Below are 12241 nucleotides of genomic sequence, written 5' to 3'. Positions count from 1 at the left end.
GTCCGGTGGGCGGGACCGGCCACGACACGGTCGGAGGAGGTGACAGGAGGATGTCCGTGCCGCTGGTGTCCCATCTGACCCACCACGCCGCCTGATGTGCGGGATCAGCGGCGAGGCCCGGTTCGACGGCAGGCCGCCCGACGCGGCGGCGGTCACCCGGATGACCGAGGCGATGCGGTCACGCGGCCCGGACGGCGAGGGCCTGTTCACGGACGGCTGGGTGACCCTCGGGCACCGCCGGCTGACCATCATCGACCTGTCCGACGCGGGCGGCCAGCCGATGGTGCGCGACGACCTGGGCCTGGCACTGGTCTTCAACGGCTGCATCTACAACTATCCCGAGCTGCGCGAGGAACTGACCCACGCCGGGTACGCCTTCCACTCCACCAGCGACACCGAGGTGATCCTGGTGGCGTACGCGCACTGGGGTGACCGCTTCGTCGACCACCTGGTCGGCATGTTCGCGATCGGGCTGGTCGACCGGGCCCGGCGGCGGCTGGTGCTGGCCCGTGACCGACTCGGCATCAAACCGCTCTACCTCGCCGAGACACCCGGGCGGCTGCGGTTCGCCTCCACCCTGCCCGCGTTGCTGCGCGCCGGTGACGTGGACACCAGCATCGACCCGGTGGCACTGCACCACTACCTGTCCTGGCACTCCATCGTGCCCGCGCCACGGACCGTGCTGCGCGGCGTACGCAAGCTGCCGCCGGCCACCCTGCGGGTGATCGAGGCGGACGGGCGCAGCCGGGAGGAGGTGTACTGGCGGCCGGACTACGTGCGGGAACCGGCCGACGCCGGCATGGACGCCGCCGACTGGCGGGCCGCCATCGGGGACGCGCTGCGCACCGCGGTACGCCGGCGGCTGGTCGCGGACGTGCCGGTGGGGGTGCTGCTCTCCGGCGGACTGGACTCCAGCCTCATCGTGGCGCTGCTCGCCGAGGCCGGCCAGCGGCACCTGCGCACGTTCAGCATCGGCTTCGACAGCCGCGACGGCGAGTCCGGCGACGAGTTCCACTACTCCGACCTGGTGGCCCGCGCGTACGACACCGACCACGACCGGATCCGGCTGTCCAACGACGACCTGGTGCCCGCCGTGCGGCGCGCCGTCCAGGCAATGGCTGAGCCGATGGGCAGCCACGACGTCGTCGCCTTCCACCTGCTCTCGGAGCAGGTGGCCCAGCACGTGAAGGTGGCCCAGTCCGGGCAGGGCGCCGACGAGGTGTTCGCCGGGTACGGCTACCACCAGCCACTGACCGAGGTGCCGCGGCACGGCGCCGCCGAGACGTTCGCCGCCGCATTCTTCGACCGTGACCACGACGAGCTGCGCCGGATCGTCGGCCCGGCGTACGCGCTGGACCACGACGCCAGCCGCGACCTGCTGACCGAGCACCTCGCCGCCCCCGGTGCGCAGACCGCGCTGGACGCGGTGCTGCGCCTGGACACCCACCTGATGCTGCCGGACGACCCGGTCAAGCGGGTGGACAACATGAGCATGGCGTGGGGCCTGGAGGTGCGCACTCCGTTCCTCGACCAGGACCTGGTCACCCTGGCCGCGCAGTGCCCGCCGGAGCACAAGGTGGCCCAGGGTGGCAAGGGCGTGCTGAAGGAGGTCGCCCGGGAGGTGCTGCCGGCCGAGGTCATCGACCGGCCGAAGGGCTACTTCCCGGTGCCGGCGCTGCGCAACGTGGACGGGCCGGTGCGGGAGCTGGTGGCCGAGGCGTTGCAGGCGCCGGCCGCGCGGGAGCGGGGGCTGTTCCGCCCGGAGTACGTGGCACGGCTGCTCGCCGAGCCGGACCGGGCCGAGGCGGCGGCCGGCAGCAACAAGCTGTGGCAGCTCGGGCTGCTGGAACTCTGGCTCCAGACACACGACATCCGCTGAGCGGGCGACGGCGCACCGTCAGCCGGCCCCGCACGGTCGGTCCGGTGCCACGGCCGCCGCCTGCCCGGCGAGGAACGTCTGTTCGGCTCGTCGCTCACCGGTGTCTCCTCGGCGGGTGGGTCGGCGGCGTACAGCAGGGCGGCCTGGGCGTGCCGGTCGGCACGGGACGCTTCCGGGCGCAGCCGGTCGATGCCCGGTTCCGGGCGGTGGTGATGATCCAGCCGGCGGGGCTGGGTGGCGGGCCGGTCCGCGGCCACCGTCGCAGCGCGATGGTGAAGGCGTCCTGGACGGCCTCCTCCTCCACACGAACGGCCACCGCCCGGATCGACAGGCCGCCCGGAGGAATTCGAACGTCGCCCGCGTCGGCCGAGGTCGCGGGGCATTCCGACGGCGTCGGTGGTACGCCAGGTAACGGCACGGTGGCCAGCCTGTGCGGGCTGCGGTGTCGCGTCGTCACGGGCCGGGCGCGATGGTGTAGAAAGGCGTTGTGAGCGCAGCGGTGACGCAGGTGCCGGTGGTTGACCGTGGGGCGGCCCACGGTGGCTGAGCACGCCCAACCGCCCACGCCCGTCACCGCCGGCGCCGCCCTGGTGCAGCTCGGCGACGTGCCGTTGGCGGATCTGCTGGCCGGCGCGGGTGACGGTGTGCTGGCCCACGTGCTTGCCGCGCTGGTCACCGAGGGTGAGCCGGGCCGGCCCGGCGACGTGTCCGCGTTCGAATCGAGCTTCTGACCGTGTCGGCCGACGCCTCGCCGTCGGCCGCCCGACGCCGCCCGGCCGTGACCGAACCACCCGACACCTCGACGGCGCCCCGGGTACGCCAGCTGGTGCTGAAGGTGCACTCACGCTGCAACCTGGCCTGTGACTACTGCTACGTCTACCGGCACGCGGACCAGGGCTGGCGGGAGCGGCCACGGGTGATCGCGTCAGCCACCGTGGCCCGGGTGGCCGACCGGCTGGCCGCGCACGTCGCCCGGCACCGCACCGACCGGGTCCGCGTGGTGCTGCACGGCGGGGAGCCGCTGCTGGCCGGCGTCGCCGTGCTCGACCGGACGGTGCGTACGCTACGCGCCGCGATGCCCGCCGGCACCATCCTGGACGTCGTGATGCAGACCAACGGGCTGCTGCTGGACGAGGCGGTGCTGGCCCTCTGCCACACGCACGGCATCGACGTCGGGGTGAGCGTGGACGGCGGCCGGACGGCCAACGACCGGCACCGCCGGCACGCCGACGGCAGGGGCAGCTTCACCGAGGTGGCCGCCGCGCTGCGCCTGCTGGCCCGACCCGAGCACCGGGCCCGGTACGCCGGCCTGCTCTGCACCGTCGACCTGGCCAACGATCCGGTAAGCGTCTACCGGAGCCTGCTGGAGTTCGACCCGCCCCTGCTGGACCTGCTGCTGCCGCACGGCAACTGGAGCGCTCCCCCGCCCGGCCGCCGCCCCGGCGACCCCGCCACCCCGTACGCGGACTGGCTGATCGCCGTCTTTGACACCTGGTACCGGGAGACGCCCCGGCGCACCGGGATCCGGCTGTTCGAGTCGCTGCTCGCGTTGCTGCTCGGTGGGCGCGGCGGCACCCAGGCGCTGGGCGCCGCCGAGCCGGACATCATGACGATCGAGACCGACGGCACGATCGAGGGCACCGACACCCTCAAGACGACCACCACGTCGGCGATGCGTACCGGGTTGGACGTCTTTCGGCACAGCTTCGACGAGGCGCTGCGCCACCCGTCGCTGGCCGGGCGTCCGACCGGGTTGGCGGCTCTCGCGGCGGCCTGCCGGGCCTGCCCGGTCGTCGGGGCGTGCGGCGGTGGCCTGTACGCGCACCGCTTCCGCGACGGCGCCGGCTTCGCCCACCCGTCGGTCTACTGCCCCGACCTGTTCCGCTTGATCGGGCACGTGCGGTCGGTGGTCACCGCCGACCTGGACGCGCTACGCCGCCGCGTCGCCGCCCAGCCCGGTCAGCCCGGTCAGGCCGTGCCGGCGGGGCGGTGAGCCGTGTCGGGGCCGCTGTCCGGAGCGCAGTTCGCCGGGCTGGCCGGCGGGCACGGTGACCCCACCGCCCTCGACGTGCTGCGCGGCGGGCAGTTGGGCCGGCGCCGGCTGCTGACGGTCGCCGCCGCCCGCGCGTACGGCGACGACCCGCTGGTCCGGCGCGGCCTGGAGCTGCTCACCCGGGCCGAGCGGGCCGACCCGGCGGCGGTCGCCGCTGTGCTGGCGCACCCGCCGCTCACCGGCTGGGCGCGCGCGGCCATCGATCGGCCGGCCGACGCCGGCTACCTGGCCGCGCTCGCCGCAGCCGCGGCGAGCCGGGCGGGTCTCGCCTTCGAACTGACACTGCCCTGCCCGGATGGCACGCTGCTGCTGCCCACCCTCGGCGGCGCGGCGGATCTCACCCCCGGCCCGACGGTGGTGAGCGCCGGACACGGCACCGTGCGGATCATCGCCCGGGACGGGCCGGCCCGCTGGCTGCCAGCGCGGCGGATCGCCCCGGCCGCCGGCGTCGAGGTGACCATCGACGATCAGGACCCGTGGCGGCGCCGCTACCACCACCCGCCCGCGCCCCGACTCGCCGACGCCGACGCTGCCGACCTGAGCCGGCTGACCGCGCAGGCGTGGCGGTGGCTGCGCGTCCACCTGCCGGCGCACGCCGACGGGCTGGCCGAGCTGCTGCGCTCGCTGGTCCCGCTGCGGCCGCCGCCGTCCGGGCACGCGGTGAGCGCGACCAGTCGGGACGCGCTGGGCGCCATCGCCCTGTCCGTGCCGGCCGACCCGAAGACCCTCGCCCTGCTGCTGGTGCACGAGCTGCAACACACCAAACTCGGTGCGCTGCTGGACCTGGTGCCGCTGCACGGCCCCGGCGGGCCGGCCCGCTACCGGGCGCCGTGGCGGCTCGACCCCCGCCCGGTCGGCGCCCTGGTCCAGGGCGCGTACGCGCACCTGGGGGTGGCCGAGGTGTGGCGCTGCCGACGGGCGGAGGGCGTGGCCGCCGCGTTCGAGTTCGCGTACTGGCGGGAGCAGACCGTCCGGGCGGTCCGGCAGCTCACCGACGCGGTGGAGCTGACCGACGCCGGGCGGCGCTTCGTGGCCGGGATGGCGGGCAGCCTGCGCGGCTGGCGCGAGCCGGTCGACGAACGCGTCGAGGCGGCGGTGCGGGACATCGCCGACGGCGGCGCGGTGCGTTGGGGCCTGGCCAACCTGACTCCGCACCCGGATGAGGTCGACCGCGCGGTGCGGGCCTGGCGGCGCGAGCAGCCGCGCCCGGACGGCGCCCCTGCGCCGACGGTCGCGCCGCGTCCGGCCGCCCCGGCGCTCGCCGTGGAAACCGGACCGGAGGCGGCGGTACGCGGGCGACTGCTGCGCGGCGACGCGGATCCGTCCACTCTGGACCGGTCGGACCGGGCCTACGCGGAAGGCGATCCGGTGCGTGCCCTGGATGGGTACCGACGACGGCTGAGCGGCGATCCCGGGGATACCGACGCGTGGGTGGGACTGGCGCTCGCCGCCCGGCGAACCGGGCATCCGGCCGCGGCCGTTGCCCTGGCGACCCGCCCGGACCTGGTTCGCGCGGTCCACCGGGCGGTGCCCGACGCCGACCTGCTGGCGTTGGCGCGGTGGTGCCTCGACACCTCGACTTCTCCATGACCCGCGCCGTGCGCAGGTCGACGCCTATCTGCCCTCGCCTCATGTGGCCGTCGGGTATTGGGCGCCGTTGAAGGTGACTCGTAGCGCGTACACGGAAGCGCCGGCGGTGATGAACAGGTGGTTGCGTTTCGGCCCGCCGAAGGTGAGGTTGGCGACCGATTCGGGCAGCAGGAGCTTGCCGATGAGGGTGCCGTCGGGGTCGAAGCAGTGCACGCCGTCCCAGGACGCGGCCCACACACGCCCGGCGTCGTCGACGCGGATGCCGTCGAAGCGACCGAAGTCGCATTCGGCGAAGACCCTCCCGCCGGTCAGGGATCCGTCGGCGGTGACGTCGAAAACGCGGATGTGGCTGGGCTCCTGCCGGGTGTCGACGATGTAGAGCCGCTGCTCGTCACCGGAGAAGGCCAGGCCGTTGGGTCGGCAGAAGTCGTCGACGACGATCCGCAGGTCGCCGGTGGCCGGGTCGAGGCGGAACACGTGGCATGCGCCGCCGAACTCGTTCTCGCCCTTGTTGCCCTCGTAGTCGGAGTGGATGCCGTAGCTCGGATCGGTGAACCAGATCGTGCCGTCGGCGCGTACCACGACGTCGTTGGGGCTGTTGAGCCGCCGATCCTCGTAGCGGTTGGCGAGCACGGTGATGGTGCCGTCATGCTCGGTGCGGGTGACTCGCCGGTTGCCCTGTTCACACGTGACAAGCCGCCCTTGGCGGTCCACAGTGTTGCCGTTGGCGTAGCCCGAAGCGTGGCGGTAGACGCCGACCGCGCCGGTGGTCTCGTCCCAGCGCAGCAGCCGGTCGTTGGGGATGTCGCTCCACACCAGGTACCGGCCGGCTGGGAAGTACGCCGGGCCCTCGGTCTTGCGTGCGCCTGTGTGCAGCCGTTCGAGGACGAAGTCGCCGTCGAGGTAACGGAAACGCTCGTCGAGCAGGTGGAACTCCGCCGGAACAGTCTCGACCATCGTCACGCCTCCCAGGTTTTCACCGATAAGGTTCGGCCAAAGCCTACGCGTACCGAATCTGATACGGTCAGCAGGCCAATCGGTTGGATGACATCTCGAAGGAGTGGCTGCGTGGTAGACGACATCGACCGGGCGTTGTTGGCGCGCCTGCAGGACGACGCCACCCAGTCCTACGTGGCGCTGGGGAAGGCGGTGGGTCTGTCGGCGGGCGCGGCGCACGACCGGGTGCGCAAGCTCCGCGAACGCGGCGTGATCCGCCGTACCACCATCGACGTCGATCCGGTCGCCGTGGACCGGGGCGTGTCGGCCTTCGTGATGGTCGACGGCAACACGTGGATGGGCGACACCTCTGCCGCCCTGGCGGCCATTCCCGGCATCCAAGAAGCGCATGTCATCGCCGGCGCCGCCTCGTTGCTGGTGAAGATCCGCACCGCGACCACCGAAGACCTGCAGGCGGTGCTGCGCGGCATCTTCGACATCGACGGAGTCACCGGCACCCAGACCATCGTCGTGCTCGAGACGTTCTTCGAACGCCCGGTGCGCGTGCTCGACCAGGGCACCCAGCCGGCCCCATCGGGGGCGCGGACAACGCCCTAGAGCAGAGCCGGTTCGATGTAGGCGTTCGCGCGCTCCCGCTGGCGGGCCTGCACCACCCGCGGGTTGTCCCCACCGAAGAGCTGCACCAACTGCCCGAACGCCTCGTCGTAGAGGGCGCGCCCGGCGTCCGCCTCGCTCTCGGTGGCGAGCCGGCTCAACGCCAGGTTGACCGACGCGGAGAGGGTGTCCGGATGCTCGGCGCCAAGCGCCCGGGTCAGCTCCACGTACGCGGTGGTGTCCAGCAGCAGCGCGGTGTCCCGGTCGCCCAGGGCGAACAGGTCGTTGGCGAGGTTGAGGGTGGCCAGCAGGGTGTGCGGGTGCCGCTCGCCGAGGGTGGCCAGCAACTGGTCGCGGACCCGCTGGGCGAGGTCCCGGGCCTGGACGTGGCCGCCCTGCTTACGCAGCAGCACGCCGAGGTTGTTCAGGCAGGCAAGGGTGATCGCGTGCGTCTCGCCGAGCACCTCGTTGTAGCCGTCCCGCAGCCGCCGGGCCACCCGGAGCGCGGTCTGGTTGTCGCCGACCGCCGACCAGGTGGTGGCCAGCGCCATCTCGGCGGACAACGTGTCGGCGTGCTCGCCACCGAGGACGCGCTGGTAGCGGACCACGGTCCGTTCGATCAGCCGGTGCGCGTCGGCGAAGCGGCCGAGCTGGCGCTGCGTGAGTGCCAGCTCCTTGGCCGTCCGGAGGGTCTCCGGGTGGTCCGCGCCGATCACCTTCTGCTGGACGGCGTAGGTGCGTTGCAGCACGCTGTGCGAGCGCCACAGCTCGCCGGTGTCCCGCAGCCCCCGCCCGTAGTTGCTGGCCGAGGCAAGGGTGGACGGGTCCTCCTCGCCGAAGCGGGCCTGCCGCCGCTCATGGATGTGCTGGTCCAGCAGAGCGGCGCCGCGGAAGTCACCGACCAGCCGCAGCGACACGGCGAGGTTGTTCTCCGCGATCAGGGTCCGGCCGCTGTCGTCACCGAAGGTGCGCACGCTCAACTCCAGGGTGCGCCGGTCCTGCGCCTCGGCCTCGTGGTACAGGCCCTGGGCACGCAGGTCGGCGCCCAGGCTGCGGGCGGTCATCAGGGTGTAGAGATGCTCCTCGCCGAAGATCCGCCGCTGCCGGTCGTACACGTCCCGGTCGATCTCGTACGCCTGGTCGAAGTGACTCTGCGCGCGCAGCACGTTGGCCAGGTGGAAGCGCATCCGCAGCTTGGTCGGGTCGTCGTCGTCGGTGTCCCGCCAACCGGCCAGCGACTCCTGAGCCAACGCCCGGCTCGTGTCGTAGTCGCCGCGGCGGTAGAGGTAGCGCACGATGTCCACGACCAGTTGACGCGCCTCGTCCATGCTGGACAGGTGCAACCCGCTGGGACGCACGTGCGGCCACAGCTCGGCATACCGCGGCCAGTTGACCGGCTTGTCCGGGTCTCGCGGGCTGGCCGCGGCGAGCAGCGACTGGGCCTGCCGGCGGGCCTCGTCCGCGTCGTCGAGTTGATCCTGGATGACCACCTGGACCAGCCGGTGGATGCGGACCGAGTTGTTCTCCGCGTCCACCTGGGCCAGCCCGTAGCGGCCCAGCTCGGCGGTGACCAGGCCCTGCAGGATCGGGTCGGTCAGCGTCGGGTCGAACGGGGCCATGAAGCTCGCGAAGCGGTCGCCGGTGAGCATGGCGACCGGGATCGGCTCCGGCGCGTAGAACGAGCAGAGTTCCAGCAGCCGCGCGGCCGCCGGCTTCTCGGAACGCAGCTGTGCCAGGGTGACCAGCCAGGTGGCGGCGAGCGCCTTGGAGTAGCCGGCGGACTGCCGGCCGTCGAGGATCCGCAGCAGCCCCGGGGTGTCCAGCGAGGCGAGGTACCTGTCGACCTGCATCGCGGTGGCCCGCAGGTACGCCGCGCCCTGCTCGACCGCGAGCGGCAGGTCACCGAGTTTCTCGGCCACCTGCGTCGCCTCGTCGTCGGTGAGCCCCCGGACCCGGTCGCGCAGCAGTTGGACGCTCTCGGCGCGGTCGAAGACGGTCAACTCGGTCGCGGTGGCGTACTCGCTCCAGCTCTGGTCGCGGGTGGTGAGCAGCACGTGGCCCGGGCCCTGCGGCAACAGCGCCCTCGTGCCCCGGGTGGGTTCGTTGGCGTTGTCCATGATGATCAGCCAGCGCCGGTCCGGGCCGCCCCGGCGCAGCGCGTCGAGCACCCGGCGGACCGCGTCGGCGCCGCCGCCGGTGCCCAGCCCCATCGCCTGGCCGAGGTCGGCGAGGCCGCCACGGATGCGGTCCTCGCTGTCCGCCGGGATCCACCAGACCAGGTCGTAGTCGCGGCCGAAGCGCAGCGCGTACTCGGCGGCGAGTTGGGTCTTGCCGACTCCGCCGAGGCCGTGCACCACCTGTGTCGCCGAGTCGGGTGCGGCGGTGAGCCTGTCGCGCAGCGCCTCGAGCTGCGCGGCCCTGCCGACGAACGGGGTGCCGTGCTGGCGGACGTTGGACACCGCCGGAAACGGGCCGGGGAACCGACCGACCGCGCGCCCGCCGACCGCGACCGCCGAGGCGCCGGCCGCCTCCAGCAGCCGGGTCCGGGCGGTGGACGGATCGACGTCGGTAAGGTCCACGGGGCTGCGGTCGCTGTACGGCACGGGTGGCCGCGACTCGTCCACCCGCAGCGGCACCAGCAGGCCCCCGCCGCCGAGCTGGTCCCGGCTGGAGGCGGTCTTCCACACCTCGGCAGCGAGCGAGGTGCCCGCGTAGTGCCGGGTGAGCACGGCCAGCACCCGGCTGGCGCCACCGACGGCCCTGTCGAACTCGGCCCGCCCGCCGGCACGCAGCGGGACGTCCACCGCCCGGCGGTCCACCCGCAGCCCGGCCTCCTCCAACTGGTCGGTGATCCACTCGGCCCAGAGCCGGTCGGCGGACGCGTAGCTCACCAGCACGGCCTGCTCGGCGGTGAGCCGACTGCGCTCGAACTCGGTCAGCGAGCGGCGCCGGTCCTCCTCGGGCATCGGATGCAACGTGGTGACCCGACCGCCGGTGACCACCGAGGCGAGCTGCTCGTACGCGGCGAGCAGGGTGCCGACCTGCTCGGGCCGGTCGCCGAAGGCGGCGAGGATCTCCTCGTAGGCGTAGAAGGCGCGGTACGGCACCTCGATGGTGTTCCAGTAGCGGGCCGCCGCCGAGTCGGAGAGGTGGTCCAGGAAGGGCGCGAACTCGGCCCGGACCAGGTCCCGGCCGGTCTCCAGCTTGCGCAGCTCGGCGTCCTCCACCCGCATGGGCACCGGCAGCAGCAGCGGCGGATCGTCCGGGCGCTGGCTGCGGATGGAGCGGGCCACGGCCGCCGCGCCGCGGATGCTCTGGGTGGACATGGTGAAGCAGTTGACCACCAGGTCGGGCAGCTGCACGGTGCAGATGCCGGCCACGTCGCTGAGGCCGGTACGGCTGTCGATCAGCACCACGTCGTACTCGGCGCGCATCTGCGCGCGGACCGCGTCGATGAACGACGCGCCGCCCTGCCGCTCGTAGAAGTTGGCCCAGTCGAACGTGCTCACCAGCCGGGAGTACGCCGAATCCTGCTGCCCGGCGGCCACGAAGTCGATGACGCCGCCGTGGCTGAAGTCCCAGTTCAGCGAGACCGCCCGTCGCTGGATCTTGGCGTGCCCGGTGAGCAGCTCCTGGGAGTCCTCGTCCCGGTTGCGCTGCATGGTGGCGATCGAGTAATCCCAGATCATCTCGATCACGCCCGGGGTGGCCCGCAGCTCCTTGTCCCGCAGGAACGGGTGGAAGTAGCGGTGCAGGCCCGGGGATTCCAGATCCCAGTCGACCACCAGCACCTGCAGGCCCTGACTGGCCAGGATCCAGGCCACGTTGGCCAGCGCCATCGTCCGGCCGGTGCCGCCCTTGTACGAGTAGAAGGTCACGATCTGGCCGCGTGCCGTCTCGTTCACCGCCATGGCGTGCCTCCCCTAGGGACCTTCGAGGATCGGACGTTGGCCGGAGCCGTCAGTGGGTGGCTCCTGGTAGACCGTGCCCGTGCGGTAGATCCGGCCCTGTTCGACCACCAGCACGTCCTCCAGCTCCTCCTGGAAGCGGGCGGAGGTCGCGATCTCGGTGCGCCACAGGTCGCGGGTGTTGTGCAGCACGTGATGCGGGAGCACCCGGGCCAGCGTGTCCCACATCTTGCGGTTGCCACCGGACGCGGCGTCGTCGGCGGCCGTCCAGGGCACGAGCACCGGCGCCCGGGGCGAGCCCACGTCGCGGTCGTAGCGGATCAGGGTGAGCTGGTAGCGCGGCAGGTCGGCCGACCAGACGTCGACCACCAGCACGACTATCTGGTTGTGGGCGCGAGCCCATTCCCGGACCGCGGCCAGGTCCTCCGCGTCCTCCACCGTCCAGCCGTAGCTCTTGGTGGTGGCGATGGCCCCGGCCCAGCTGCCGATCGGCACCTCCAGCTCGGGCCGGTACGGCCGCCAGTCCCGGGAGACCGCGCCGTAGCGCTCCTCGGCGCCGGGACGGCTGCCGGCAAGTTCGGCGGAGCTGCCGGCGACCAGCACGATGTGCACGTGCCGGGCGCTGGTGGCCCGCTGCACTGCGCCGGCCAGGGCCGGCCCGGTCTGTGCCTGCGGGCGGGCCGGCTGACCGAAGGCGCTTGTCACCTTGGCCAGGGTCGGGCGCTGCGCCGGCTGGTGCAGCGTGTGGTCGCGGGCGGTCTGCACGATGTGTTTGGCCAGGGCGTCGACGAAGTCCCGGTACTCGTCCTCGTGCCGGCGGCGTTGCTTGAGGGTGAGCAGCCCGTCCTGGGCGTAGACCGTGCCGGTCGGGAAGTTGCGGTACTGGTAGGTGCCGACCACCTCGGGCAGCCGGTCGCAGGGGATCCACTGGACCGGCACCAGCGCCGGCGGGCGGACCTGAAACTGCCGTTCGTGCTCGTCGATCCGGTCGGCGAACACCCGGAACTCCCGGCCGCAGTAGTCACTGACGACGTACCGGGGGGAGGTGAGCGCGATGAGACAGGCGCTGGTGGACAGAGCGCCGGCGAGGGCGTCCGTCCACGTGGTGCCCAGCAGCATCTGCCCGTCGATGAACCCGGCCTCGTGCCAGCGGACCCCGGCCAGCCCGGCCACCGCCTCGCTGAGATCGCCGAAGAACGCCTGCACCTGACCGTTGCGGTTGTCCTCTTGGGCGTAGCTCAGGAAGAAGAGTGGCACGCC

General features: G+C 72.9%; 8 protein-coding genes. 5 read left to right on the top strand and 3 right to left on the bottom strand.

All coding sequences use genetic code 11. The features are described 5' to 3' along the window. The first annotated feature begins 94 nt into the window (after window positions 1-94). From GA0070607_RS27030 to GA0070607_RS27010, 4 genes are all read left to right on the top strand, one after another. Window positions 95-1879: an N-acetylglutaminylglutamine amidotransferase gene (locus tag GA0070607_RS27030; RefSeq protein WP_089020705.1), complete on the top strand. Its 1785-nt coding sequence runs from the start codon at window positions 95-97 to the stop codon at window positions 1877-1879. A 539-nt stretch (window positions 1880-2418) separates the two neighbouring features. Then, on the top strand, window positions 2419-2610 hold the full coding sequence (gene fxsA / locus GA0070607_RS27020; RefSeq protein ID WP_157743277.1) for an FxSxx-COOH cyclophane-containing RiPP peptide: 192 nt from the start codon (window positions 2419-2421) through the stop codon (window positions 2608-2610). Between the two features lie 2 nt (window positions 2611-2612). Next, the gene (locus GA0070607_RS27015; RefSeq protein WP_089020703.1) at window positions 2613-3872 is read left to right on the top strand and encodes an FxsB family cyclophane-forming radical SAM/SPASM peptide maturase; all 1260 of its coding nucleotides are present in this window, start codon (window positions 2613-2615) and stop codon (window positions 3870-3872) included. 3 nt (window positions 3873-3875) lie between these two features. Continuing rightward, a complete protein-coding gene (locus tag GA0070607_RS27010) occupies window positions 3876-5522 on the top strand; it encodes an aKG-HExxH-type peptide beta-hydroxylase (protein WP_089020702.1) in 1647 nt (548 codons plus the stop codon). Between the two features lie 39 nt (window positions 5523-5561). Here the strand turns inward: GA0070607_RS27010 and GA0070607_RS27005 are convergent, their stop codons facing one another. Continuing rightward, window positions 5562-6479: an SMP-30/gluconolactonase/LRE family protein gene (locus GA0070607_RS27005; protein WP_089022131.1), complete on the bottom strand. Its 918-nt coding sequence runs from the start codon at window positions 6477-6479 to the stop codon at window positions 5562-5564. Window positions 6480-6590: 111 nt separating this feature from the next. On the opposite strand from GA0070607_RS27005, the gene GA0070607_RS27000 reads away from it, so the two are divergent. Continuing rightward, the gene (locus GA0070607_RS27000; protein ID WP_089020701.1) at window positions 6591-7076 is read left to right on the top strand and encodes an Lrp/AsnC family transcriptional regulator; all 486 of its coding nucleotides are present in this window, start codon (window positions 6591-6593) and stop codon (window positions 7074-7076) included. Here GA0070607_RS27000 and fxsT read toward each other — a convergent pair. After that, window positions 7073-10984 carry an FxSxx-COOH system tetratricopeptide repeat protein gene (gene fxsT, locus GA0070607_RS26995; RefSeq protein WP_089020700.1) on the bottom strand — a complete coding sequence of 1304 codons (3912 nt, stop codon included), beginning with the start codon at window positions 10982-10984 and terminating at the stop codon, window positions 7073-7075. The two genes, GA0070607_RS27000 and fxsT, sit on opposite strands and share 4 nt — an antisense overlap. A 12-nt stretch (window positions 10985-10996) precedes the next feature. Continuing rightward, window positions 10997-12238 carry a TIR-like protein FxsC gene (locus tag GA0070607_RS26990; RefSeq protein WP_089020699.1) on the bottom strand — a complete coding sequence of 414 codons (1242 nt, stop codon included), beginning with the start codon at window positions 12236-12238 and terminating at the stop codon, window positions 10997-10999. Window positions 12239-12241 lie beyond the last annotated feature (3 nt).

The sequence above is a fragment of the Micromonospora coriariae genome (assembly GCF_900091455.1).
In the GTDB taxonomy this organism is placed as follows: Bacteria; Actinomycetota; Actinomycetes; order Mycobacteriales; family Micromonosporaceae; genus Micromonospora; species Micromonospora coriariae.
Note: the sequence above shows the minus strand (reverse complement) of the source record. Positions and strands in the feature narration are given on the sequence as shown.

Coding starts and splice junctions, on each gene's coding strand:
- GA0070607_RS27005 (WP_089022131.1), bottom strand. CDS start 6,479: ATGGTCGAGACTGTTCCGGCGGAGTTCCACCTGCTCGACGAGCGTTTC.
- GA0070607_RS27030 (WP_089020705.1), top strand. CDS start 95: ATGTGCGGGATCAGCGGCGAGGCCCGGTTCGACGGCAGGCCGCCCGAC.
- fxsT (WP_089020700.1), bottom strand. CDS start 10,984: ATGGCGGTGAACGAGACGGCACGCGGCCAGATCGTGACCTTCTACTCG.